21 protein-coding genes are annotated in these 24,550 nt (G+C 67.1%); 19 read left to right on the forward strand and 2 right to left on the reverse strand.

Features of this window, described 5'->3' with window-relative positions:
- Positions 1-125 precede the first annotated feature (125 nt).
- The 13 genes from WS61_RS22635 to WS61_RS22695 all read left to right on the forward strand — a co-directional run bounded on the left by WS61_RS22635 (position 126) and on the right by WS61_RS22695 (position 17,313).
- On the forward strand, positions 126-1,493 hold the full coding sequence (locus WS61_RS22635; protein ID WP_059503628.1) for a DUF1329 domain-containing protein: 1,368 nt from the start codon (positions 126-128) through the stop codon (positions 1,491-1,493).
- Positions 1,494-1,571: 78 nt separating this feature from the next.
- Positions 1,572-3,416 (forward strand): DUF1302 domain-containing protein, encoded by a 1,845-nt coding sequence (locus WS61_RS22640; protein WP_059503630.1) that lies wholly within the window; start codon positions 1,572-1,574, stop codon positions 3,414-3,416.
- A gap of 61 nt (positions 3,417-3,477) precedes the next feature.
- Positions 3,478-5,838, forward strand: a complete 2,361-nt coding sequence (locus tag WS61_RS22645) for an RND family transporter (RefSeq protein ID WP_059503632.1) — start codon at positions 3,478-3,480, stop codon at positions 5,836-5,838.
- A gap of 31 nt (positions 5,839-5,869) precedes the next feature.
- A complete protein-coding gene (locus WS61_RS22650; protein WP_059503633.1) occupies positions 5,870-6,154 on the forward strand; it encodes a hypothetical protein in 285 nt (94 codons plus the stop codon).
- A gap of 31 nt (positions 6,155-6,185) precedes the next feature.
- Positions 6,186-7,154 carry a YCF48-related protein gene (locus tag WS61_RS22655; RefSeq protein WP_059503636.1) on the forward strand — a complete coding sequence of 323 codons (969 nt, stop codon included), beginning with the start codon at positions 6,186-6,188 and terminating at the stop codon, positions 7,152-7,154.
- A gap of 43 nt (positions 7,155-7,197) precedes the next feature.
- Complete coding sequence (locus tag WS61_RS22660) at positions 7,198-8,676, forward strand: FAD-dependent oxidoreductase (RefSeq protein WP_059503637.1); 1,479 nt, start codon at positions 7,198-7,200, stop codon at positions 8,674-8,676.
- Complete coding sequence (locus WS61_RS22665; RefSeq protein ID WP_059503640.1) at positions 8,677-9,348, forward strand: c-type cytochrome; 672 nt, start codon at positions 8,677-8,679, stop codon at positions 9,346-9,348. It begins immediately after the preceding gene.
- 173 nt (positions 9,349-9,521) lie between these two features.
- Complete coding sequence (locus WS61_RS22670) at positions 9,522-10,652, forward strand: trans-acting enoyl reductase family protein (RefSeq protein WP_053524264.1); 1,131 nt, start codon at positions 9,522-9,524, stop codon at positions 10,650-10,652.
- A 42-nt stretch (positions 10,653-10,694) separates the two neighbouring features.
- Complete coding sequence (locus tag WS61_RS22675; RefSeq protein WP_059503642.1) at positions 10,695-12,248, forward strand: AMP-binding protein; 1,554 nt, start codon at positions 10,695-10,697, stop codon at positions 12,246-12,248.
- Positions 12,249-12,273: 25 nt separating this feature from the next.
- Positions 12,274-13,515 (forward strand): thiolase family protein, encoded by a 1,242-nt coding sequence (locus WS61_RS22680; RefSeq protein WP_059503644.1) that lies wholly within the window; start codon positions 12,274-12,276, stop codon positions 13,513-13,515.
- 11 nt (positions 13,516-13,526) lie between these two features.
- On the forward strand, positions 13,527-15,011 hold the full coding sequence (locus WS61_RS22685) for an FAD-binding oxidoreductase (RefSeq protein WP_059503646.1): 1,485 nt from the start codon (positions 13,527-13,529) through the stop codon (positions 15,009-15,011).
- 167 nt (positions 15,012-15,178) lie between these two features.
- Positions 15,179-15,853: a TetR/AcrR family transcriptional regulator gene (locus WS61_RS22690; RefSeq protein ID WP_179949326.1), complete on the forward strand. Its 675-nt coding sequence runs from the start codon at positions 15,179-15,181 to the stop codon at positions 15,851-15,853.
- A gap of 170 nt (positions 15,854-16,023) precedes the next feature.
- Positions 16,024-17,313 carry an acyl-CoA dehydrogenase family protein gene (locus WS61_RS22695; RefSeq protein ID WP_059503649.1) on the forward strand — a complete coding sequence of 430 codons (1,290 nt, stop codon included), beginning with the start codon at positions 16,024-16,026 and terminating at the stop codon, positions 17,311-17,313.
- Between the two features lie 132 nt (positions 17,314-17,445).
- Here the strand turns inward: WS61_RS22695 and WS61_RS34030 are convergent, their stop codons facing one another.
- Entirely contained in the window at positions 17,446-17,601 is a 156-nt protein-coding gene (locus tag WS61_RS34030) for a DUF3309 family protein (protein ID WP_095211810.1), read from the reverse strand.
- A 203-nt stretch (positions 17,602-17,804) separates the two neighbouring features.
- Here WS61_RS34030 and WS61_RS22700 point away from each other — a divergent pair, with 203 nt between their 5' ends.
- The 6 genes from WS61_RS22700 to WS61_RS22725 all read left to right on the forward strand — a co-directional run bounded on the left by WS61_RS22700 (position 17,805) and on the right by WS61_RS22725 (position 23,381).
- A complete protein-coding gene (locus tag WS61_RS22700; RefSeq protein WP_059503651.1) occupies positions 17,805-18,479 on the forward strand; it encodes a histidine phosphatase family protein in 675 nt (224 codons plus the stop codon).
- Between the two features lie 19 nt (positions 18,480-18,498).
- On the forward strand, positions 18,499-19,530 hold the full coding sequence (locus WS61_RS22705) for a phosphotransferase (protein WP_059503654.1): 1,032 nt from the start codon (positions 18,499-18,501) through the stop codon (positions 19,528-19,530).
- A 69-nt stretch (positions 19,531-19,599) separates the two neighbouring features.
- Positions 19,600-20,364, forward strand: a complete 765-nt coding sequence (locus WS61_RS22710; protein WP_059503657.1) for an SDR family oxidoreductase — start codon at positions 19,600-19,602, stop codon at positions 20,362-20,364.
- A 7-nt stretch (positions 20,365-20,371) separates the two neighbouring features.
- Positions 20,372-21,130, forward strand: coding sequence for an SDR family NAD(P)-dependent oxidoreductase (locus WS61_RS22715; RefSeq protein ID WP_059503659.1), 759 nt, complete (start codon positions 20,372-20,374; stop codon positions 21,128-21,130).
- Positions 21,131-21,169: 39 nt separating this feature from the next.
- Positions 21,170-22,414 (forward strand): acyl-CoA dehydrogenase family protein, encoded by a 1,245-nt coding sequence (locus WS61_RS22720; protein WP_059503661.1) that lies wholly within the window; start codon positions 21,170-21,172, stop codon positions 22,412-22,414.
- A gap of 61 nt (positions 22,415-22,475) precedes the next feature.
- Complete coding sequence (locus WS61_RS22725) at positions 22,476-23,381, forward strand: LysR family transcriptional regulator (RefSeq protein WP_059503662.1); 906 nt, start codon at positions 22,476-22,478, stop codon at positions 23,379-23,381.
- 33 nt (positions 23,382-23,414) lie between these two features.
- Here the strand turns inward: WS61_RS22725 and WS61_RS22730 are convergent, their stop codons facing one another.
- Positions 23,415-24,536 carry a J domain-containing protein gene (locus tag WS61_RS22730; protein ID WP_059503664.1) on the reverse strand — a complete coding sequence of 374 codons (1,122 nt, stop codon included), beginning with the start codon at positions 24,534-24,536 and terminating at the stop codon, positions 23,415-23,417.
- Positions 24,537-24,550: the final 14 nt, after the last annotated feature.

A 24,550-nucleotide genomic window follows, 5' to 3' on the forward strand; every position in this document is an offset into this window, starting at 1 on the left:
CGATCGGCCGGAGAAACTCCGGCCGGCGCGACAAGGTGCGACGTCGCCGTCGACTGGCGGCGACGATCGAAGCAAACGGGTTTCGTCCGGAATGGGCGAGCGAAGGCGGAGCAGCAAGGAGAACCATGATGAAGAAGCATCGTTTCTGGACCACGTCCGCGATCGCGGCCGCTGCATGTGTCGCGATCGGCACCGCCGTCGCGGCGGACGACCTGACGCCGGCCGGCGCCGACCGCTCGGCGAGCAAGGACGGCGCGGTGCCGGCGTACGCGGGCAAGCAGTCGCCCGACGCCGGCTGGGAGTGGGGCAAGGTGCGCGGCGATTTCTGGAAGCATCGCAACGAGAAACCGCTCTACTCGATCGACGCGGCGAACGTCGACAAGTATGCGGACAAGCTGTCGCCCGGCCAGGTGGCGCTGATCAAGCAGAAGAAGGGCTACCGGATGGACGTCTATCCGTCCCATCGCGAATGCCAGTTGCCGGATGCCGTCGAGCAGAACTCGAAGGCGAACCTCACCGCCGCGAAGCTGGATGCGAGCGGCGAGAACCTCGCCGCGGCCGCGTTGCCCGGCGTGCCGTTTCCGCAACCGAAAAGCGGCATCGAAGCGATCCTGAACTACGAGATGCGCTATCGCGGCGAAGGCGTCGACTGGGCGCAGGTCGCCACGACGATTTCACCGCGTCCGGGCAGCAGCGAATGGATCGACGCAGTCGGCCCGCAGACGTATTACTTCCCGTCCGGCAAGCTCGGCAAGACGTCGCCGCAGGAGGTCGACCAGCTCAGCACGGCCGTCTACTTCCAGATGAATTCGCCGGCGGCGCTGGCCGGCCAGGCGTTCGTGCAGCGCCAGTACTTCAACAAGCCGTCGGAGACGTACTACTACTTCCCGGGCCAGCGCCGCGTGCGACGCATGCCGGCCTACACGCACGACGCGCCGCTGATCGGCTTCGAGAACCAGTACCTGATCGACGAAGGGAACATGATCAACGGCTCGCTCGACCGCTTCAACTGGAAGCTGGTCGGCAAGAAGGAAATGATCGTTCCGTACAACGCGTTCGGCCTGTACCGGTTCAAGAGCAAGCTGCATGACGTCGCGACGCCCGACGGCCTCGCCGCCGCGAGCCGGCGCTACGAGACGCATCGCGTGTGGGTGGTCGAGGCGGCGTTGAAGCCGAGCGCACGGCACGTCGCGTCGAAGAAGGTGTTCTATCTCGACGAGGACAGCTGGCTCGCGCTGGTGGGCGAGGACTACGACGCGCAGGGCAAGCTGTGGAAGGTGCGGGAAAGTTACCCGATTCCGGTGTGGGAGCTCGGCGGCACCTGCGACAACGAACCGCTCGCGCAATACGACATGATCAACGGCCGTTACGTGTTCGATGCGTCGTCGATCGGCCAGGGCAAGGACGTGCGCTGGCTCGAGCACGCGGACGATCCTCGCTTCAAGCAGGATTTCTATACGGCGGAATCGCTGCGCTCGGTCAGCGAGCGGTGACGTAAACCGGCTGACGGATACAAGGACCGGCGCGCGCAACGATCGTGCGCCGGCATCGAACAGGGGCGGAGGCGTATCATGGAACCGGCACGATTGTTCAGGAATACTACGGTATCGTTGGCGATGGCGGGCGCCGCGACGTCGAGCGCGTATGCGTACGATTTCACGGCGGGCGGCGGCGCCGTGCAGGGCTCGTGGGTGACGAACCTGACGGCGGGCGCCGGCATCCGGACCAAAAACCCGAGCTGCTCGCTCACCGGCGACCCGAACGCCTTCGGCTGCGGTGCGGGCGCGAACACGAACCAATGGGGCTACGCGGACGACGGTGACTTGAACTATCGCAAGGGCCAGCCGTTCAGCACCTACGTCAGCGCGACCAGCGAGCTGCTGCTGAAGATGCCGGGCGAAGGGCTGAAGTTCATGGTGCGCGGCACGGGCATGTACGACTTCATGGCCAGGAACACGAACCGCACGCCGTTGTCGAGCACGGCGGCCGCGCAGGTCGTCTACAACGCGCAACTGCTCGACCTGTGGGCGCAGAAGGATTTCACGATCGGCGGGCGCAACGCGCACGTGCGGCTCGGCAACCAGGTGATCAACTGGGGCGAGAGCATGTTCGCGCAAAGCGGCATCAACGCGACGAACTCGATCGATGCGCAGAAACTGCTGATTCCCGGCTCGCAGCTCAAGCAGGCGCTGCTGCCCGCGCCGATGGCGAGCTTCGCGGCCGACCTCTCGCACGGGTTCAGTACCGAGGCGTATTACCAGTTCCAGTGGAACGGCAACCGCTACCCGCCGGTCGGGTCGTACTGGTCGGTGACGAACGGCTTCGGCCGCGGCGCGGAACCGTTCACGATCAACACGAACAACCTGAACGTGACCGGCCCGAGCGCGGGCACGATCGCCAACGCGATCGGCGGATCGGGCGCGGCCGGCAACCAGGACACGCTCAACGCGATCAGGAACGGGCTCGTGAACGGCACCTACGCCGGGCCGCCGTTCAACGATATCGGCCTGCCGAGCACGACGACCCTGCCGGCCAAATACCGCCCGCAGTTCGGCGTGAAGTTCAACTATTCGCCGCGCGCGTTCGACGCGAACTTCGCGTTCTACTACCTGAACTACACCGACAAGTCGCCGGTGCTCGCGTCGCTCGCGAACGGCACCGAGCAATGGTCGTATCTCGGCCGGCGCCAGTTGTTCGGCGTCAGCGCGAACTTCGGCGTCGGGCCGTGGGCAATCGGCACCGAATTGTCGTACCGTCCGCGCGACGCGGTCGCGCTGTCGAGCTGCTATGGCGCGGGCGGCCCGCTCGACCTGAACACGAACGGCGTGGCCGGCGTGGACTGCCCGCAATGGGTCGACAAGAAGAAGTTCCAGTACGACATCAACGGCCTGCTCGCGCTTACGCGCAGCGAGTACCCGTTCCTGAAACTGCTCGGCGCCGATTCGGCCGCACTGACGTGGGAACTGACGTGGATCTACTACCCGGGACTGAGTTCGAGCGGCGTCACCCGCACGGTCGGCGGGCAGACCGTCACGCAGGTGCCGCAGACCGGCTACCTGCCGTGGCTGAACAACGGGTCTGCGGCCGGCTATCCGATCGGGATGGGCCAGGGTACGTCGAGCTCGGTGGGCGCGACGGTCGACTTCAACTGGACCTATGACGGCTCGCTGATTCCCGGCTGGCAGGTCACGCCGGGCGTGACGTTCTCGACCGGCCTGTACGGCTACACGCCGACCTTCACCGCGAATTACATGCAGGGCGCGAAGTCGCTGAACGTCTACGTGCTGTTCAACCAGAACCCGCCGAACTGGCAGGCCGGCATCAACTTCACCGCGTTCTGGGGCGGCCACAACACGGTGGGCCAGCCTTATGCGGACCGCAATTTCGTCGGCTTGTTCGTCACGCGGAATTTCTGACGACGGCGGATGGCAACCGGCAGGTGGCGTACGCCACCGGAATACATGAAGGGGTAACGTCGTGCTCAATCGTCTGGTCAGTCGCCTGGAAAGGCTTTTCTTCGGTCACCGCGCGATCGTGCTCGCGGCGATCGCGTTGTTCACCGTCGCGATGGCCGTGTTCGCCGTGCAACTGCGCATGGATGCCGGCTTCGACAAGCAGATGCCGATCGGGCACGAGTACATCCGCACGTTCCAGCAATACCGCAACGACTTGCTCGGCGCGAACCGGATCACGGTGGTCGTGCGCGCGAAGCACGGCTCGATCTGGTCGAAGCAGGGGCTGACGCGGCTGTACGACGTCACGCAGGCCGTCACGTACCTGCCGAACGTCGACCGGATCGGCGTGCGATCGCTGTGGACGCCGAACGCGTTCGTCAACGAAGTGACCGACGAGGGGTTTCGTGCGGAGCCGATTATCCCGGGCACGATCACGCCCGACCAGTTGACGCCCGACATCGTGGCGCGCGTGCGCCGCGCCACGACGCTCGGCGGCTACGTCGGCACGCTCGTGTCGCACGGCGAGGACAGCGCGATGATCACGGCCGAGCTGAACGAGCGCGACAGCGCCGGCAAGGTGCTCGACTACGTCGCGTTCAATCGCCTGCTCGAAGACAAGATCCGCAAGCCGTTCGAGGATGCCGGCTACGAGATCCAGATCATCGGCTTCGCGAAACAGATCGGCGATATCGCCGACGGCGCGACGGCCGTGCTCGGCTTCTGCGCGATCGCGCTGCTGCTGACCACGCTCGCGGTGTACTGGTACTGCCATTCGGTGCGCTTCACGGTGCTGCTGGTCGCGTGCTCGCTCACGTCGCTCGTGTGGCAGTTCGGCACGTTGAAGCTGCTCGGTTTCGGCCTCGATCCGCTCGCGGTGCTCGTGCCGTTCCTCGTGTTCGCGATTGGCGTGTCGCATGGGGTGCAACAGGTGAACTTCATCGTCCGCGAGATCGCGCACGGGCGGAGTTCGTTCGATGCGGCGCGCCACAGCTTCAGCGGCCTGCTGGTCCCCGGCGTGCTCGCGCTGATCACCGCGTTCGTGTCGTTCATCACGCTGCTGCTGATCCCGATCCCGATGGTGCGCGAACTGGCGATCACCGCGTCGCTCGGCGTCGCGTACAAGATCGTGACGAACCTGATCCTGCTGCCCGTCGCGGCATCGTGCTTCAACTTCACGAAAACCTATGCGGACGCTTCGCTGAAGCGCGCGCAGCAACGTGCGAAGCCGCTGCGCGTGCTTGCCCGCGTGGCGGAGCCGAAGGTCGCGGGCGTCGCCGTCGCGCTGACGGTGGCGATCTTCGCGCTCGCCGCGTGGCAGAGCCGCGACCGCGTGATCGGCACGCTGCAGCCGGGCGCGCCGGAGCTGCGCGCGGACGCGCGCTTCAACCGCGACGCGACGTCGATTGCCGGCAACTACGACATGGGCCTCGACTGGCTGACGGTGGCGATCGAATCGACCGGCAACGCGTGCGACAACCCGGCGGTCGGGCTGTACGAGGACGACTTTTCGGCGGCGATGAAGACCGAGCCGGGCGTCGTGTCGGTGCAGTCGTACTCGGCGATGCTGCGCGCGTACAACCAGGGCTACAACGAGGACTTCCCGAAGATGAACGTCGTGCCGATCGCGCCCGAGAACTACGGCGCGGTGTCGGTCGACGTGTCGCGCGTGAAGGGCTTCATGAGCCGCGACTGCGGGATGACGGCCGTGCACCTGTTCCTGACCGACCACAAGGCGACGACGATCAACCGCATCCTCGACGACGTGAAGCAATACCGCGCATCGCATCCGTTCCCGGGCATCACGGTGCGGCTGGCCGCGGGCAACGCGGGCGTGCTCGCCGCGACGAACGACGAAGTCGAGAAGAGCGAGCTGCCGATGATGCTCTACGTGTATGCGGCGATCCTGGTGCTCGTGTTCCTCGCCTATCGCGACTGGCGCGCGATGCTCGCCTGTTGCGTACCGCTGTCGGTCGCGACCTTCATCGGCTACTGGTTCATGAAGGAACTGCAGATCGGGCTGACGGTCGCGACGTTGCCGGTGATGGTGCTGGCGGTGGGGATCGGCGTCGATTACGCGTTCTACATCTACAACCGGCTGCAGGTGCATCTCGCAGGCGGGCAGGACATCGTGAAGGCCGTGCAGCACGCGATGCTCGAAGTGGGCGTGGCCACGATCTTCACTGCGATCACGCTGGCGATCGGCGTCGCGACGTGGAGCTTCTCGGCGCTCAAGTTCCAGGCCGACATGGGCAAGCTGCTCGCGTTCATGTTCATCGTGAACCTGGTGATGGCGATGACCGCGCTGCCCGCGCTCGCGTCGCTGCTCGAGCGCTGGTTCCCGCGCCGCAAGCCGGCTCGCGCGCCGGGCCTGTTCAGCCACTGAAGCCGACGAACATTCCGACGGAGATCCGGTCATGGTCAAGACCTTCGCTGTTTGCGGCACGCTTTGCCTCGCGGCGGCCGCCTTCGCACGCTTTCATGAAATGGCCGCGCAGCAGCCTGCGCCGGCCCGCGCGTTCTCGACCGACGTGAAACGCGTCAGTGTGCGCCACGCGACGGGTGACGAAACGGCTGCGGCTCCGTCGTCGAATGACGGCGACGCCGGACGTCAGACGGCGGCCGAACAGGGTGCCGACAAGCCCCCCGTCGTCGCGCTCGGCGTCGCGCATGCCGGCTGGTCGGCGCTGTTCAGCCACTGATGCCCGCGCACACCACCACGGAGGTTCATCGATGATCAAGACACTCGTTGCCTGTACCGCACTCTGCGCGGCCGCCGCGGCCCTTGCGCAACCGCAGGACGGAACGGTGGCGGCCTGGGCCGCGAAGCCCGCGCATGCATGGGCCGCGCCGACGCACCGGATGCTGATGGACGCGGCGCGCGCCGGCGCGCGGATCGTCGCGGTCGGCGAGCACGGCATCGTGCTGCTGTCCGACGACGACGGCAAGACCTGGCGGCAGGCGCGACGCGTGCCGGTATCGGCGACGCTGTCGGCCGTGTCGTTCGCCGACGCGAAGCACGGCTGGGCCGTCGGCCAGTGGGGGGCGATTCTCGCGACCGACGACGGCGGCGACACGTGGGTCACGCAGCGGCTCGATACGTCGGTCGATCAGCCGCTGTTCTCCGTGCTGTTCACGAACGCGCGGGACGGCATTGCCGTCGGCCTGTGGTCGCTGATGCTGCAGACGCACGACGGCGGCAAGACGTGGGCGCGCACGACGCTGCCGAAGCCGCCGGGCGGCGGCAAGGCCGACCGCAACCTCTATCACGTGTTCGCCGACGCCGCGCAGGCGCTCTACATCGTCTCCGAACAGGGAATGGTGCTCAAGTCGGCCGACGGCGGCGCGAACTGGACCTATCTGCCGACGGGCGGCAAGGGCACGTTGTGGTCGGGCGTCGCGATGCCGGACGGGCGGATCGTGGTGGGCGGGCTGCTCGGCAGCCTGTTCGAGAGCCGCGACGGCGGCGCGACGTGGGCGGCGCAGCACACCGGCACGCGCAGCTCGATCACCGATCTCGTCGCGACCGGTGGCGGCCTGACCGGCGTCGGGCTGGACGGCCTCGTGCTGACGCAGCGCGTGGCAGGCGGCCCGTTCGACGTCGCGCAGCGCGCGGATCGCGCGACGCTGACCGCCGCGCTGATCGACGCGCGCGGCAAGCCGGTGCTGTTTTCGCAGGATGGCGTGCTGGCCGCGCCATGAGTCGAATCGATCGAAAAAAACGAGGAAGCATGGAGCCGTTGAAATGAATCGCAAGCACAAGCCGGACATGCAGGCCCGGCGGCGGATATTGCGCGCTGCGGCCGCGGGCGCCGCGTCGCTCGCGGCCGGCGAGGTGTCGTTCGCCGAAGGCGCGGCGTCGGCATCGGCCGATCGCGGCGTGTTCGATGTCGTCGTCATCGGCGCAGGGCTCGCGGGGCTGACCGCCGCGCGCGACCTGAAGCGCGCCGGATGCGAATCGTTCGTCGTGGTCGAGGCGCGCGATCGCGTCGGCGGACGGACCTACAACCACGACCTCGGCCGTGGCGTGGTGTCCGAAGCCGGCGGCCAGTGGATCGGCCCGGGGCAGACGGCGATCGCCGATCTCGCGCGCGAACTCGGCGTCGACACGTTCCCGACGTATTACGCGGGCAAGACCGTCGTGCTGGCGGGCGACACGCGCGTCGCCCAGGATTTCCACGGCGGCTCGGGCGGCGACGACGCGATCGGCGCGAAGCTCGGCGCACTCGCACGCGGCGTGCCGTCGCGCGAACCGTGGACCGCGCAGCGCGCGGCGGAGTTCGACAAGCTCACCTACGGCGAATGGCTGCTCAAGCAGGGCGTGACCTATGACGACGGCTACTTCCTCGGCCTCGCGGCAAAGCTGTCGCTCGGCGGCGCACCGGCGCAGCTCGGGTTGCTGCACTACCTGTCGATGATCAACAGCGCCGATTGCGACTACGCGAAGCTCGAATCGACCAAGGGCGGCGCACAGGAAACGCGCTTCGTCGGCGGCTCGCAGGTGTTGAGCCTCCGGATGGCGAGCGAACTCGGCGCGAAGGTGCGACTGTCCTGCCCGGTGCGCAAGATTTCGGGCTGGGATCGCGACGTGGTCGACGTGCAGACCGATCGCGGCGTGCTGCGCGCGCGGCGCGTGATCGTCGCGCTCAATCCGGCGCTGTGTCAGCAGATCGTGTTCGATCCGCCGCTGCCGGAGGGCCGCGCGCAGTTGCAGCGGAACTGGCCGGCGAATGCGCCGATGCGCAAGACGGTGCACGTGTACGACCGGCCGTTCTGGCGCGACGACGGCTACAACGGACAGATCTTCGAGGTCGGCGGACCGGTGTTCATGGCGTACGACAACTCGCCGCCGGACGGCTCGGTCGGCGTGCTCGCCGCGTTCGTCGCGCCGGGCGCGCTGCCGGCCGAACCGAAGGCGGCCGAGCGAACGCTGTCGGCCATCTTTGCGCGCGCGCTCGGCGACAAGGCGCTGCATCCGACGCAGTTCCACGACTACGACTGGGGCCGCGTCGATCCGTGGACGCTGCAGTGCATCCACCCGCTGCCGCCCGGCTTCTGGACGAAATGGGGCAAGTTCCTGCGGCCGGAGGCAGGCCGGCTGATCTGGTCGGGCACCGAGACAGCCGACCTGTGGGCCGGCGCGATGGACGGCGCGGTGCGCTCCGGGCATCGCGCGGCGTTGCAGGCGCTCGGCAAGCTGGCCGGCCGCGGCGGGGAGGCCTGAGTGAAACGAACCTGGATGATCGGCGCGGCGCTGCTGTTGGCGGGCGGCGCGGCGGCCGGCGTGCTGTACGGACCGGACCTCGTCGACGGCATGCGTTACCAGAAGGCGATGGCCGCGATCGGCGAAGCCGACAAGGCCAACGGCGGCGCGTGGCCGCAGCCTCAGGAGACGTGCTTCTTCTGCCACGGCGCGCACGGACAGTCGCAGAACGCGTGGTATCCGTCGCTGTCCGGCCAGCCGGCCCCGTATATCGCCGCGCAACTGCGCGCGTTCGCCACGGACTGGCGCCGCAATGCGTACATGGGGCCGCTTTCGCGCGAACTCGACGACGCGAAGATCGACGCGCTGGCGACCTACTTCGCGCGACAGGCACCGGCGCGCAACGAACCCGTGCCGGCCGACGCGGCGCTCGACAAGCGCGGGATGGCGCTGGTCGACGCGCGAAGCTGCCGCGCGTGTCACGGCGCGGCGCTGACGGGTAAGGATCCGGCCCCGCGCCTCGCCGGCCAGGGGCAGTTTTACCTGGAAGCGCAACTGGCGGCGTTCCGCTCGGGCGAGCGACACGATCCGACCGGTGCGATGAACGCGTTGGCCGCGACGTTGTCGGGCGACGACACGCGTGCCGTTGCGCATTATCTGGCCGGTCTGTCGCCGGGCGGAGCGGCGAAATGATGCGCAAAACGCGTCGGGGCCGGGAATACCCTACCTTTTTCTTTGCCTTTTACTTTGTCATAGTGACCTAAGATTGGTAATGTGTTCTACAAAAGGACGCGCCGGATACGAAGCAGCAGTACCCGACCTCGAACCGAACCGGTTCTCGACAACTCACGTTTCAGGAGACAACCATGGCTAAGCACCCCGTCGTCGTTTATGGCGCAAGCGGTTACACCGGCATGTTGATCATGGACTGGCTGATCGACCAGAACATCCCGTTCACGGCGGTCGCGCGCAATGCGGGCCGCGCGAAGGAAATGATGGCGCAGCGCGTCGTGCGGCTCGAATCCGCGCAATACGAAATCATCGAAGCGGAGCACGACGTCGATGCGCTCGTGAAGGCTTTCCGCGGTGCGAAGGTGGTGTGCAACACGGTCGGACCGTTCTCGAGCTTCGGGCTCGTCGGCGTCGAGGCCGCGCTGAAGGCCGGCTGCCACCACCTCGATACGACCGGCGAGCAGTCGTACATCCGTGCGGTGCGCGACGAATTCGGCGAGCAGTATCGCCAGGCCGGCCTGCTGGTGTCGTCGTCGAACGCCTACATGTACACGTTCGCCGAGATCGCCGCCGAGCTCGCGCTCGAAACGCCGGGCATCGATGCGCTGGAGACGGCCACGCTGACGCGCGGCCCGCGCGGTGCGGCCGGCGTGAGCATCGGCTCGACCGCGACGATCTTCGACGGCGCCCGCCACGAGTCCTGCTACCTGTGGGAGAAGGCGCTCGTGCCGCACGCCGCGGACGCGTCGTTCACCGTCGCGACGCCTGAGCTGATGCAGCCGGTGTTCTGCCTGCCGTGGGGCGGCACGTCGCTGCCCGTCTATTTCGAGCACGATGCGCGCGTGCGCAGCTGCATCTCGTGCGTGGGCTTCTACGACAACAACGTGATGAAGCTGGTGCACCAGTTCGGGCAGAAGTGGGAAGCCGAATACAAGCACCTGCCGCGCGAGCAGCAGGACGAGGTGCTGAAGCAGGTCGTCGCGTCGACCACGCCGACGATGCCGCCGCGCGAGCGCACGACGATCCAGCGCAGCGTCGATTTCGCGATCGGCCGCGGCCAGCTCGCGGCGGTGCGCGCGACCGTGCACGGCGTCACGCCGTACATCTCGACGGGCGCGATTCATGCGGCCGGCGTGCTGAAGCTGCTCGACGGCGATACCGCGCGCACGGGCTTCGCGTCCGGCTCGAAGGCATTCGGCCATCGCTACCTGCTCGGCTTCCTCGAACAGCGCGGGCTCGCGCGCGCGACGGTCACGCAACTGTGACGGCCGCCGCCGCATCGGTACAGATCCAACGGAACTTGTGACATGGCCATTATCGATTTCTACGACCGCGGGTGGCGGCTCAATCCCGACGGCATCGCGTACATCCAGGACGAGCGCAACTACACGTTCCAGGAGATCGGCGAGCTCTCGTGCCGCATCGCCAACGGGCTGCTCGCCGCCGGCTTCGCGAAGGAGGCGAAGGCGGCGGTGTGGGCCGACAACGACGTGATCGGCTGGAGCTGCGCGCTCGGGATGTGGCGCGCCGGGCTCGCGTACATCCCGGTGAACGGCCGCAACGCGGTGGCCGAGAACCAATACGTGCTCGACGCGTTCGACTGCGAAGTGCTGTTTTTCCATCGCGCGTTCGCGGACGCGATCGATACGCTGCGGCCGAGCCTGCCGAAGATCCGGCTGTGGGTGTGTCTCGACGCCGACCTGCCGTGGGCGCCGTCGCTGGCCGCGTGGAGCGAGCGCCAGCCGGCGACGCAGCCAGCCGTCGATTACGCGATGGACGACGTCGTCGCGCTGTCGGCCACGGGCGGCACGACGGGTGCGCCGAAGGGCGTGATGAACACGCATCGTTCGCTGCAGACGTACTTCGCCCAATTCATGATCGCGATGACGTACGACGATGTGCGCCCCGTGAATCTTGCCGCGGCGCCGATGACGCATACGGCCGGCATGATGTCGCTGCCGTGCACCGCGCGCGGCGGCACGGTGGTCGTGCTGCCGAAGCCCGACCCGGCGTTGCTGCTCGGCGCGATCGTCAAGCATCGCGTGACCGAGTTCTTCCTGCCGCCGACCGTGATCTATCGGCTCCTCGATATCCCCGGCATCGAGCAGGTCGATTTCTCGTCGCTGCGCTACTTCCTGTACGGCGCCGCGCCGATGTCGGTCGAGAAGCTCAAGCGTGCGATCGACGTGTTCGGCCCCGTGATGACGGGCGGCTACGGGCAGACCGAGGCGCCCGCGTCGATTTCGTACCTGACGCCGGCCGAGCATTTCGTCGACGGCAAGCTGGCGCCCGACACGCGACTCGCGTCGGTCGGCCGCCCGAATCCGCTGGTGCGCGTCGAGATCGTCGGCGAGCGCGGCGAGTTGCTGAAGCAGGGCGAGACCGGCGAGATCTGCGTGCGCGGCGATCTCGTGATGAAGGGTTACTACCGCGCGCCGGACAAGACGGCCGAGACGATCGTCGACGGCTGGCTGCACACCGGCGATATCGGCCATCTCGATCGCGACGGCTATCTGCACATTACCGACCGCAAGAAGGACATGATCATCAGCGGCGGCTTCAACGTCTATCCGAGCGAGATCGAGCAGGTGATCTGGGCGCATCCGGCCGTGCAGGACTGCGCGGTGATCGGCGTGCCCGACGACAAGTGGGGCGAGGCGGTGAAGGCCGTGGTGGAGCTCAACGCCGGGCAGCAGGTGAGTGCCGAAGAACTCGTCGCGCTGTGCAAGGAGAAGCTCGGCTCGGTGAAGGCGCCGAAGAGCGTGGACTTCGTCGCCGCGCTGCCGCGCAGCACGGCCGGCAAGGTGCTGAAGAAGGACCTGCGCGAACGGTACTGGCAAGGCCAGCAACGCAGGATCTGAACCTGATTCATACGGATTCCATACGATGAGCAACATCTACATCGCCGGCATCGCGATGACCGTGTTCGGCCGGCATCTCGAGCGCAGCCTCGACGATCTGGCGAGAGAGGCGCTGCAGCGCGCATTGCGGGACGCCGGCTGCCACGCCGATGCGATCCGCGCCGCGTTCTACGCGGGCATCACCAACGGCGCGCTGCAGGGGCAGCTGTCGATTCCCGGCCAGGTCGTGTTCAGCAAGATCGGCCTCGAAGGCATTCCGGTATTCAACGTCGAGAATGCGTGCGCGTCGGGCAGTACGGCCGTGCACCTCGCCGTGCGGCAGTTGCAGTCGGGCGCATGCGACGTCGCGCTCGCGCTCGGCGCGGAAAAGATGAACGTCGCGGACAAGGCGAAATCGTTCGCGCTGTTCGAGGCCGGCTGGGACGTGTCGCGCGTCGACGAGAATTTCGCGATGCTCGCACGGCTCGGCGAAGGGATCGAGCCGCCGCCCGGCTCGGAATCCGACCGCCCGTACAGCCGCTTCATGAAGATCTACGCGGCGCTGTGCCGGCATCACATGCGCACGTACGGCACGACGCAGCGGCAGATCGCCGCCGTGTCGGCGAAGAACCACGGGCATTCGGTGCACAACCCGTACTCGCAGTTCCGCCAGCCGTTCACGATCGACGAGGTGCTGGCGGCCGCACCGATCACGTATCCGATCACGCTGCCGATGTGCGCACCGCTGTCGGATGGCGCGGCGGCCGCGATCCTCTGTACGGAAGAAGGGCTGGAACGCATCGGCGCCGACCGCAGCCGCTGCATCCGGATCGCCGCGAGCGTGATCCGCAGCTTCACGCGGCGGCGCATCGACGAGCCGCACAAGCACATCGGCCGGCTCGCCGCATTCCAGGCGTACGAGCAGGCCGGCGTGGGGCCGGAGGACATGGACGTGGCCGAAGTGCACGACGCGTCGGCGATGGGTGAAATCATCCAGGCCGAGAACCTCGGCTTCGTGCCGCTCGGCGAAGGCGGCCCGGCCGCCGAGCGCGGCGAGTTCACGCTCGGCGGGCGCATCCCGATCAACACGTCCGGCGGCCTCGAATCGAAGGGGCATCCGCTCGGCGCGACCGGCATCGGTCAGTTATACGAACTGGTCACGCAGTTGCGCGGCGAAGCGGGCGCACGGCAGGTGGACGGCGCGCGCCATGCGATCCAGGAAAACGGCGGCGGCTTGCAGGGCGTCGAAGAGGCGGCACTGGCGATTCACATTCTCAGCAGGGATTGACGGAGACGGACATGGGCGACGCACACGGCGCAATGGCGCTCGGGCAAGTAGCGCAGGCAGGGCAGGCGATGCGACCGGCGTCGGGCGGGGTCGGTTCGGCAGCGGCGATGCAGGCGGCGGGCACCGATGCGGGCGGGCCGCTCGCGCGCTGGGGCGAGGGCATTCGCGCCGACGCCGCATTGCGGAAATATCGCCCCGTCGGCGGCTGGATCGAGCCGCCCGAGCGTGCGCAACCGGCGCTCGAAGGCGACGTGCAGGCGGACGCGATCGTCGTCGGCGCGGGCTTTGCCGGCCTGTCGACCGCGCTGGAACTGGCCGCGCGCGGCGCGAGCGTCGTCGTGCTCGAACGCGAGTTCGCGGGCTTCGGCGCGAGCGGGCGCAACGCCGGCTATCTCGCCGGCGGCCAGGGGCTCGAATACGAGCTGTTTCTCAAGCGGGTCGGCCACGAACAGGCGAAGCGGATCGTCGGCTTCTACGACGAAGGCGTCGCGTACGTCGAACGCAAGCTCGCCGAATACGCGATCGACTGCGACTACCGCGCGTCGGGCATCATTCGCGCGGGCGTGCATCCGTCGCAGGAGAAGCGCCTGCGCGAGAGCATGGCCACCGGGATCGAACTTGGCTCGCCTGCGGAGTTTCTCGATGGCGCGGCGATGCGCGAGCGCGGGATTCCGCCGGCGTTCCTGTTCGGCGCGTACGTGCCGGGCGGCGGCACGCTCGATCCCGGCAAGTACGTGACGGGCTTGCGGCGGGCTGCGCTCGCGGCCGGCGTGAGACTTTACGAGAACACCGCGCTGCTCGAATTCGACGCCGGCGAGACGGTGCGCGTGCGCACCGCACGCGGCAGCGCGAGTGCGCCGGTGCTGGTGCTCGCGACCAATGCGTACACGCCGCAACTCGGCTTGCTCGGCGACAAGGTGATGCCGCTGCGCGTATCGGCGCTCGAGACCGAGCCGCTGTCCGACGCGCAGCTCGAGGCGCTCGGCTGGCCGAATCGCGAGGGCATCGTCACGCCGCATCTGACGATGGAGAGCCATCGCCTGACCGCGCGCAACACGCTGTTGCTGACGACCAAGCGGCTGCATTACGTCTACGGCTCGCAGACGCCGAACGTGCCGGACGGCGACACGTATCGCGCGCTTCTGAAGACGCTGCACGCGCGCTTTCCGCAACTCGGCGACGTGCCGGTGCGCGCATGCTGGAGCGGCTACATCTCGTTCGCGGGCGATGCGTTGCCGGTGGTCGGCGCGGCCGGCGCGCACGGCAACGTGTTCTACACGGCCGGGTGCTCGGGGCATGGCGTCGGCACGCAATCGCTGATCGGCCGCGTGCTGGCCGAGCGCATTCACGACGGGCGATCGCCGCTGCTCGACGCGTTGACGCACAAGACGCCGTCGGTGCCGCCCGAGCCGCTGCGATGGTGTGCGATGACCGCGATGCTCGGCGTCGCGAACCTGCTCGACGAACGCGTGAATCGCAAGGTGCGGACGATGTAGCGGCGCATGCGATCGTCGCGACGCGAAAACGCGCATCCGGCCGGGCCACCCGACGGAAGGGCGGCTCGATGGAAAATGCAGCTCGCATCGGGTATAGTCGTTGGCGCTCCGTAAGGGACGGAGCGTCCATTCGACGAAGCCGAAACGCCCTCTTCACGACGAACACGATGACAGTGTCCAACGAGCCGCGCAGCACGAAAAAGCGACGCACCTCGACTCCCGCCGCCGCAGCCGGCAACACCGACGGCTTGCGGGCGCAGGGCCTGCGCACCCGCAACACGATCATTCGCGTCGCACGCAAGCTGCTGCTCGACGGCGGCCCGCTGGAATTCTCGCAGCGCGCGGTTGCCGCGGCCGCAGGCATCAGCGTCAGCAATCTGCAGTACTACTTCCCGACCCGCATCGCCGTGTTGCGGGCCGTCATCGAACCGGTCATCGACACCTATCTCGACGACATGAAGCGCGCGATGAGCAGCGAAGCGTCCCCGCGCGACGTGTTCGAAGAGATCATGCAGCGCTCGATCGCCGATGCGAAGGATGCCAAGTACAACGCACTGTTCCGGCATTTGCTGTCGTTTGCGGCTACCGATGCCGAATGTTTCAAACTCTACGACGAGTGGTACACGACGCTGACGCGCGACCTCGCGCAACTGCTGCGCGCCGTCAATCCGGCGTTCAGCGCGGCCGACAGCCGGCATGCGGCCACGATGCTGATCGCGCTTGCCGACGGCCTCGCGATGCAGTACGGCACCGGGCGGCAGACGCAGGCGCTCGAAGCGTATTTCCTCGCGACGTCGCGCGCGATCGCCTACGGCACGCTGACGGGTCCGGCCGGCAAATAACTGCACGAGCCTGCAGCGCCAAGCGAATCGGGACAGGGGAATACCCTGTCTTTTTTTTGCTTCCCGTGTTTGTCATGATGACCTATGTTTGGTATGTATTACTAGATGTTGGATGGCCGGGCGCATCCGCTGCCGGGCCGACATGATTCGAGTCCAGGAGGAGAACGGAGATGATTCGTCTGAACAAGTCCGCGGCGCTGCCCGCGGTCGGCATGACCGGCTTCGAGACGCCGCTGAGCGAAGAGGAAAGCGCAATCCAGCACACGGTTCATCGTTTTGCGCGCGATGTGCTGCGGCCGATCGGTCGCGAGCTCGACCGGATGACGGCGGAGGACGTGATCGCTCCGGGCTCGCCGTACTGGGCCGCGATCGTCGAGAGCGCGAAGCTCGGGCTCGATCCGCAACTGATCGCGCAGTTTCCGGCGGAGACAGCCGTGCGCATCGAGTCGTTGATCGGCGAGGAACTTGGCTGGGGCGATTCGGGCCTCGCCGTGTCGATCGGCGCGGCCACGATGCCGCTGATGATGGCGCACACGGTCGGCAACGCCGAACTGATCGAGATGTGCGCGGGCAAGGTCGGCTGCTGGATGAACACGCAGCCCGATCGCGGGTCGGATGCGGCGATCCTGTATCGGCAGGAGCTTGCCGGGAATGGCCGGCAGCCGGTCGGCAACGTGACCGCGAAGGTCGGCGCCGACGAGATCGTGATCAACGGGCAAAGCTCGGCGTGGATCTCGAACGGCTCGGTCGCGCAGGTCGCGCTCGCGTACATGGCGGCCGACTACGGCGACGGCTTCTATGGCGAAGGCGAGCGCAGCGCGTTCACGAACGGCATCGCGATGATCCTGCCGCTCGATCTGCCCGGCGTGTCGCGCGGCAAGCCGCTCGACAAGATCGGCCAGCGCGCGCTGCCGCAGGGCGAGATCTATTTCGACAACGTGAAGGTGCCGAAGCGCTTCGCGGTCGCGCTGAAGGACGACTATCTCGGCAACCTCGCATCGACGTGGTCGTATGCGGGCACGCACATGTGCCAGGTGTTCGTCGGGGCGGCGCGGGCCGCGTTCGAACTGGCGCTCGCGTATTGCCACGAGCGCAAGCAGGGCGGCGCGCTGCTGATGGATCACCAGATGACGCACCTGCGCATCGGCGAGATGCTGCGCCGGCTCGAGATGGCGCGCGCGATCGCGCGCCGCAGCCTCGCGTTCTCGCGGATGTCGCCGCAAAGCCATCCGTATGCGACCGCGCAAGCAAAGGTGAGCGTGACCGAGGAGGCGATGAAGATCACGCACGAGGCATTCCAGCTGTTCGGCGGCAACGGCACCACGCGCGAATTCCCGATCGAGAAGCTGTTCCGCGACGTGCGTTCGGCCTTGATCGAGGATGGCGAGAACTACATCCTCGCGTCGCGTCTCGGCGTGCTGGCGGGCCAGCTTTACGAGAACGGGTGGACGCGCGAATAAGCGCGGGTCACACGGGCGGTGTGGGCGGGCTTTCCTTTACGGCTTACTTTCGCGTGTAAAGAAGACACGGCGGCCGGATGGGCACGCCGGATCGGAACGCGCGTGCCCATCCAGCGGCACGCGCGTCCGTACTCAGATGCGACCGAGCAGCACCAGTATCACGACAATGATGACGATCAGCCCGACGGTCCCCGATGGCCAATAACCCCAGCTTCGGCTATGCGGCCATGAAGGAAATGCTCCGATGAGCAGCAGAATCAGAACGATGATGAGGATCGTACCGAGCATCGCATCCCTCCTGGATTTATTCGACACGGTATGCGCCGACGCAATTCGCGTGCCGCGACGCGGGTGCCGGTGAAAGTCGGTGCAAGCGCATTGTTCGAATTCCGCGAATTCATGTGGTGAATACCGATCGATTCAGAAAATAAATTTCAAAAATGTATGCCCGGTCGCTATGCTGGGCCTTCGGTTTTCCTCAGGCGAGCGCAATGGCTGAACTCTTTCTGGTACGGCACGGGCAGGCGTCGTTCGGCACCGACGACTACGACCGGCTTTCCGCTGCGGGCGACCAGCAGGGCGTCTGGCTCGGCGAATACTTCGCGCGGCAGGGCCTGACGTTCGACCGCGTGATCTGCGGCACGATGAACCGCCATGCGCAGACGGTCGCCGCGATCCTGCGCGGGATGGGCCGCGAAGGCGCTGCGGTCGACCGCCATCCGGGCCTGAACGAATACGATTTCCACGGGCTGTTCGCGGCAGCCGCCAGCGACTACCCGGAGATCGCGCGGCTCGCGGCCGGCTCGATGAAGGAACACTTCCGCGCGCTGCGGCAGGTTCTGCACCTGTGGACCGAAGACAAGCTCGGCGATGCGGCCCCCGAAACCTGGGCCAGTTTCCAGCAGCGGGTGGCCGACGCGCGCGCCGCGATCCGCCACGGCGGCGGCCAGCGCGTGCTGGCGGTGAGCTCCGGCGGCCCGATTGCGGTCACCGTGCAGCAGGTGCTCGCGGCGCCGCCGTCGAGCGCGATCGCGCTGAACCTGCAGATCCGCAACAGCAGTCTTTCGCAGTTTTTCTTCAACGCCGACGCGTTCCACCTCGCGTCGTTCAACGGCATCCCGCATCTGGAGGATCCCGAACGACATGCGCTGCGGACCTACGGCTGACCCACGAACGATCGCGACGATGACGAACCCTTCCCCGCAACTCGACGTAGCCCGCCTCACGCGTTATCTGGAAACGCACGTGCCGGGCTTCGAAGGCCCGGTCGACATGGAGAAGTTTGCCGGCGGCCAGTCGAATCCGACTTTCCTGCTGAAGGCGAAGAGCGGCCGCTACGTGCTGCGCCGCCAGCCGCCGGGTGAACTGCTGAAATCCGCGCACGCGGTCGACCGCGAATTCCGCGTGCTGAGCGCGCTGTCGGGTACCGCGGTGCCGGTCGCGCATCCGTATCACCTCTGCGAAGACCGCGACGTGATCGGCAGCCTGTTCTACGTGATGAGTTTCGAGGATGGCCGGATTTTCTGGGATCCCGCGCTGCCGGAACTGCCGAAGGCCGAGCGCGCGACCTGCTACGACGCGCTGCTGCAGACGATGGCCGCGCTGCACGACGTCGATGTCGACGCGGTGGGCCTCGCCGACTACGGCCGCCCGGGCAACTACTTCGAACGCCAGATCGGCGTGTGGACGAAGCAGTATCGCGCGGCCGAAACCGGGCGCCTCGACGCGATGGAGACGCTGATCGACTGGCTGCCCAAAGCGTGCCCCGAGGACACGGGCCGGCCGGCGCTGGTGCACGGCGATTTCCGGATCGACAACCTGATGTTCGCGCGTGACGACTATCGCGTGCAGGCCGTGCTCGACTGGGAACTGTCGACGCTCGGCAACCCGCTCGCCGACCTCGCGTATTTCTGCATGTGCCTGCGGCTGCCGTCCGGCGGGCAGGTGCGCGGGCTGGCGGGCCAGGATCGCGCGGCGCTCGGCATTCCGGACGAAGCGGCGATCGTCGCGCGCTACTGCGAGCTGCGCGGCATCGCGCCGATCCGCGACTGGCACTTCTACCTCGCGTTCAGTTTCTTCCGGCTCGCGGCGATCGCGCAGGGCGTGAAGGCGCGCGCGCTGCAGGGCAATGCATCGAGCGAGCAGGCGCTGCGCGTCGGCGAAATGGCCGGCCGGCTGGCCGAAATGGCCGTCGGCGTGATCGACGCGCATCGCTGACGTCGCCGCGAAGCGCCACGATCGCCGCGCGGCGGCACGACATCCCAATCAATGGAGGAGCACAGCAACATGGCAACGAACCTGTTCGACCTGACGGGCAAGATCGCGCTGGTGACGGGCGCGAGCCGCGGCATCGGCGAGGAAATCGCGAAGCTGCTCGCGCAGCAGGGCGCGCACGTGATCGTATCCAGCCGCAAGCTCGACGACTGCCGGGCCGTGGCCGATGCGATCGTCGCCGCGGGCGGCCGCGCCGAGGCGCTGGCGTGCCACGTCGGGCGTCTGGAGGACATCGCCGCGACGTTCGAGCACATCCGCGGCAAGCACGGCCGTCTCGACATCCTCGTGAACAATGCGGCCGCGAACCCGTATTTCGGGCACATCCTCGATACCGATCTCGCCGCGTACGAGAAGACCGTCGACGTGAACATCCGCGGCTACTTCTTCATGTCGGTCGAGGCCGGCAAGCTGATGAAGACGCACGGCGGCGGCGCGATCGTCAACACGGCGTCGGTGAACGCGCTGCAGCCGGGCGACCGGCAAGGCATCTACTCGATCACGAAGGCGGCCGTCGTCAACATGACGAAGGCGTTCGCGAAGGAATGCGGCCCGCTCGGCATCCGCGTGAACGCGCTGCTGCCGGGGCTCACGAAGACCAAGTTCGCGGGTGCGCTGTTCGCCGACAAGGACATCTACGAAGCGTGGATGACGAAGATCCCGCTGCGCCGCCACGCGGAGCCACGCGAAATGGCCGGCACCGTGCTGTATCTGGTGTCGGACGCGGCGAGCTACACGAACGGCGAATGCATCGTCGTCGACGGTGGCCTGACGATCTGAGCACGCGATGAAACTCGACAGCTATGCCGGCCAGACCGTGATGATCACCGGCGCCGCGAGCGGCTTCGGCGCGCTGCTCGCGAGCGAACTCGCCGCGATGGGCGCGCGGCTCGCGCTCGGCGACCTGAACGGTGAGGCGCTCGAACGCGTGGCCGCACCGCTGCGCGCGGCCGGCGCCGACGTGCTCGCGCAGCGCTGCGATGTGCGTGTCGAAACGGACGTCGCTGCGCTGGTGCATGACGCCGTCGCGCGTTTCGGGCGGCTCGACGTCGGCATCAACAACGCGGGCATCGCACCGCCGATGAAGGCGCTGATCGACACCGACGAAGCCGATCTCGATCTGAGCTTCGCGGTGAACGCGAAAGGCGTGTTCTTCGGGATGAAGCATCAGATCCGCCAGATGCTTGCGCAGCGCGAAGGCGTGATCCTGAACGTCGCGTCGATGGCCGGGCTCGGCGGTGCGCCGAAGCTGGCCGCGTATGCGGCGTCGAAGCATGCGGTGGTCGGGCTCACGAAGACGGCCGCGCTCGAATACGCGCGCCATGGCATCCGCGTGAATGCGGTGTGCCCGTTCTACAGCACGACGCCGATGGTCACCGACGGCGATATCGGCGATCGCCAGGATTTTCTCGCAAAAGGCTCGCCGATGAAGCGGCTCGGCCGGCCCGACGAAGTCGTCGCGGCGATGCTGATGCTGTGCGCGAAGGAAAACACCTATCTGACCGGGCAGGCCGTCGCCGTCGACGGCGGCGTCTCGGCCTTCTGAACCGGACGAACGGATCACGACAATCTCGAGGAGTCGATCATGGACTTTGGCTACACCCCGAAAGTGGAAGCGCTGCGCGAACGTGTGCGCGCGTTCATGGACGCGCACATCGTGCCGCGCATCCGCCAGTGGAACGACGAAGTGCACGCGGGCCGGTATCCGGTGTCGTTCATGGAGGAGCTGAAGGAGCGCGCGAAAGCGGAAGGGCTGTGGAACCTGTTCCTGCCGCACCTGAAGGACGACGAGCCGGGCACGGGCCTGACGAACCTCGAATACGCGCCGCTCGCCGAGATCATGGGGCGCGTGAGCTGGGCGTCGGAAGTATTCAACTGCAACGCGCCGGACACCGGCAACATGGAGCTGCTGCACATGTTCGCGACGCCCGAGCAGCGCGAACAGTGGCTGCTGCCGCTGCTGCGCGGCGAGATCCGCTCGGCGTTCGCGATGACGGAGCCCGACGTCGCGTCGTCGGATGCGACCAACATCACGACGCGTATCGAGCGCGTGGGCGACGAGTACGTGATCAATGGCCGCAAATGGTTCATCACGAACGCCGCGCATCCGAACTGCAAGATCTTCATCGTGATGGGCAAGACCGATCCCGATGCCGAATCGCACCAGCAGCAAAGCATGATCCTCGTGCCGCGCGACACGCCGGGCGTGACGGTCGTGCGCAACATCACAGTGGTCAATCACCACGCGCCGGAAGGACACTGCGAGATCACGTTCGACAACGTGCGCGTACCGGCGCGCAACCTGCTCGGCGAGGAGGGCAGCGGCTTCGCGCTCGCGCAGGCGCGCCTCGGGCCGGGCCGCATCCACCACTGCATGCGTTCGATCGGCGCGGCCGAGCTGGCGCTGGAGCTGATGATCGACCGCGCGCAGTCGCGCGTCGCGTTCGGCAAGCCGCTGAACCGGCACGGCACCGTCGGTGAATGGATCGCGCGCTCGCGCATCGAGATCGACCAGGCGCGCCTGCTGGTGCTGAAGGCCGCGTGGATGATCGACAAGGTCGGTGCCAAGGCCGCGCGCAAGGAAATCTCGATGATCAAGGCGCTCGTGCCGACCGTTTATACGGACGTGTGCGACCGCGCGATGCAGGTATTCGGCGCAGCGGGCTTGAGCCCGGATACGCCGCTGGCCGACCTGTGGACCTGGGGCCGCGCGCTGCGCTTCGCCGACGGCCCGGACGAGGTGCACCTGCAGGCGATCGCGCGGATGGAGATCAAGGACGGCGAGCCCGGTGCGACGGCGCCGTACCTGACGCCGCCGCCGCGCGGCTGAGCGGGGCGACGTGGACGAACGAATGGCGCCCGCCGTAAGATCTCGGCAAGGAGATCCGGCGATGCGCCTTTCGAAGATTGATCTGAACCTGTTCGTCGTATTCGAGGCGATCTACAACAAGCGCAACCTGACGCGCGCGGCCGAGGTGCTGAACCTCACGCAGCCGGCCGTCAGCAACGCGCTGGCGCGGCTGCGCAAGACGCTGAACGATCCGCTGTTCGTCAGCACGCCGGCCGGGATGATGCCGACGCCGATGGCCGAGAACATCGTCGGCCGCGTGCGCGAGGCGCTGCAACTGCTCGATTCGAGCGCGCACGAAGGCGACGTGTTCGATCCGGCTTCGTCCGAGCGCGTATTCCGGCTCAGCATGAGCGACCTGACCGAAGCGCTGCTGCTGCCGGCGCTCGGCGAGTTGCTGCAGACGCATGCGCCCGGCATGCACGTGCGCAGCTACACGATGGATCGACGCGAAGTCGCGACCGCGCTCGCGAACGGGTCGGTCGATCTCGCGATCGACGCGCCGCTGATCGGCGATCCGCATCTGCACCAGGCGCTGCTCGTGCAGGACCGCTACGCGTGCATGATCCGCGACGATCACCCGTTCAAGGGCGACACGCTGACCATGGACGACTACCTGTCGATGGGCCACATCCACGTATCGAGCCGCCGCAAGGGCAGCGGGCACGTCGACGCGGAACTGACGCGGCTCGGGCTGCGCCGCAACATCCAGATGCGCGTGCAGCACTACATGGTCGCGCCGCTGATCGCGATGCGCGGCGATCTCGCGCTGACGGCGCCGCTGCGGCTGCTGCGGCGCTATCCGGCGCGGATTCTCGAACTGCCGTTCGAGATGCCGGGGCTCGACTACTTCTGCTACTGGCATCGCAGTGCCGACCAGGATCAGGGCAGCCAGTGGCTGCGCGGGCAGTTGATGGCGCTGATGGGCGGGATGGAGGAGGGGCGGTGAGGGAGCGCCGTGCAGGTGCGTGTCGTCGTTTCGTCAGAACGGCTCGTCGTCGAAGCGCGACGACGCCGGCCGGCGCTTCGTGTCCTTCAGCCAGCGCCTGACGTTGTCCGGATCCTCGAATTCGCGCAGCGCGACGGCCAGGTCCTGGTTGCTGCGCTGCATGCCGGCGATGTCGCGCGTCAGCATGCGCAGCACGGTATCGGGCGCAACCTTGGTGGACGGCGCGATGCCATACGTGCCCCTGAAATCGTTCTCGACGTGCACGATCTCCCGATCGAGCTCGCGCAACTGTTCCTCCAGGATGCCGTTGTAGCGCGTGAGCCGCGCTTCGCCGAGGCCGTCGATCGCACGCCGGTCGATCTGTTCGATTTCCAGCTGCAGCTCCAGCAATTGCAGCAGGTTGCCCTTCTCGTAGGCGCGGTTGACCCGCTGCATCAGCACGGTTTTGCGTTGCTGCTCCTGCGGATCGGTTTCGCGGTCGGGATGCAAGGCGCTTGCGAGCTTGCGATAGATCTCGCGGATCGACTTGCTCGATTCGGCCCGGTCCGCCTCGATCCGGGCCTGCGCGGCCGATTGCTTCGGTGCTTTCCTGCGCTTCGCGCGCTGCGCCTCGCGGGCCGCGTGAGCGGCCATGTCGCGCTCGAACTGGGCGTCGAGTTCGGCCTGCATGCGCTCAGCAAGTTCGTCCGGGGACAGCGAGTCGAGATCTTCCGGCGGTTCGGGCTCGGGTTTCCGTTTCGGTTTCGTCGGCTCGGGAGCGGCCGTTGCGTTGCCGACGTGGTCGGATCCGGCATGCCGGTGGTAAATCACCTTCAACGCCGCGTCGTCGCTGGTGCGCAGCAAATCGCTCGCCATGTCGACGATCAGGTCCGACAGCGCGCGTTGCTCAGCCTTGCTCAAGCCCTTCTTCAGGAACGCGTCGTCGAGCAGATGGATCAGTTTGATCCGCAGCGCGGTCGATTGCCGTTCGAGCGGCAACAGAGCGTCGACGAACTTCTTCTGGAACGCCGGCATCACGGCTTCCCACGCACCAAGACGTTCGCGCCGCTTTTCGATTTGCTCGACGAGCGTATTGAACGTCTTCTGGGCTATCGACAGGCTGGCTGTCTCGTGGCTGGGCGCGATGGCGACCGCGGCACCGCGACGTGCGGTCATGATCGATGTCCTCC

The organism is Burkholderia sp. ABCPW 11 (genome assembly GCF_001523445.1).
Classification (GTDB): Bacteria; Pseudomonadota; Gammaproteobacteria; order Burkholderiales; family Burkholderiaceae; genus Burkholderia.

Excerpts from the sequence above, each read along its gene's own strand:
- WS61_RS22675 (WP_059503642.1), top strand. The coding sequence starts at position 10,695 with ATGGCCATTATCGATTTCTACGACCGCGGGTGGCGGCTCAATCCCGAC.
- WS61_RS22705 (WP_059503654.1), top strand. The coding sequence starts at position 18,499 with ATGACGAACCCTTCCCCGCAACTCGACGTAGCCCGCCTCACGCGTTAT.
- WS61_RS22720 (WP_059503661.1), top strand. The coding sequence starts at position 21,170 with ATGGACTTTGGCTACACCCCGAAAGTGGAAGCGCTGCGCGAACGTGTG.
- WS61_RS22635 (WP_059503628.1), top strand. The coding sequence starts at position 126 with ATGATGAAGAAGCATCGTTTCTGGACCACGTCCGCGATCGCGGCCGCT.
- WS61_RS22710 (WP_059503657.1), top strand. The coding sequence starts at position 19,600 with ATGGCAACGAACCTGTTCGACCTGACGGGCAAGATCGCGCTGGTGACG.
- WS61_RS22655 (WP_059503636.1), top strand. The coding sequence starts at position 6,186 with ATGATCAAGACACTCGTTGCCTGTACCGCACTCTGCGCGGCCGCCGCG.
- WS61_RS22725 (WP_059503662.1), top strand. The coding sequence starts at position 22,476 with ATGCGCCTTTCGAAGATTGATCTGAACCTGTTCGTCGTATTCGAGGCG.
- WS61_RS22680 (WP_059503644.1), top strand. The coding sequence starts at position 12,274 with ATGAGCAACATCTACATCGCCGGCATCGCGATGACCGTGTTCGGCCGG.
- WS61_RS22640 (WP_059503630.1), top strand. The coding sequence starts at position 1,572 with ATGGAACCGGCACGATTGTTCAGGAATACTACGGTATCGTTGGCGATG.
- WS61_RS22700 (WP_059503651.1), top strand. The coding sequence starts at position 17,805 with ATGGCTGAACTCTTTCTGGTACGGCACGGGCAGGCGTCGTTCGGCACC.
- WS61_RS22695 (WP_059503649.1), top strand. The coding sequence starts at position 16,024 with ATGATTCGTCTGAACAAGTCCGCGGCGCTGCCCGCGGTCGGCATGACC.
- WS61_RS22660 (WP_059503637.1), top strand. The coding sequence starts at position 7,198 with ATGAATCGCAAGCACAAGCCGGACATGCAGGCCCGGCGGCGGATATTG.
- WS61_RS34030 (WP_095211810.1), bottom strand. The coding sequence starts at position 17,601 with ATGCTCGGTACGATCCTCATCATCGTTCTGATTCTGCTGCTCATCGGA.
- WS61_RS22730 (WP_059503664.1), bottom strand. The coding sequence starts at position 24,536 with ATGACCGCACGTCGCGGTGCCGCGGTCGCCATCGCGCCCAGCCACGAG.
- WS61_RS22685 (WP_059503646.1), top strand. The coding sequence starts at position 13,527 with ATGGGCGACGCACACGGCGCAATGGCGCTCGGGCAAGTAGCGCAGGCA.
- WS61_RS22690 (WP_179949326.1), top strand. The coding sequence starts at position 15,179 with ATGACAGTGTCCAACGAGCCGCGCAGCACGAAAAAGCGACGCACCTCG.
- WS61_RS22715 (WP_059503659.1), top strand. The coding sequence starts at position 20,372 with ATGAAACTCGACAGCTATGCCGGCCAGACCGTGATGATCACCGGCGCC.
- WS61_RS22670 (WP_053524264.1), top strand. The coding sequence starts at position 9,522 with ATGGCTAAGCACCCCGTCGTCGTTTATGGCGCAAGCGGTTACACCGGC.
- WS61_RS22650 (WP_059503633.1), top strand. The coding sequence starts at position 5,870 with ATGGTCAAGACCTTCGCTGTTTGCGGCACGCTTTGCCTCGCGGCGGCC.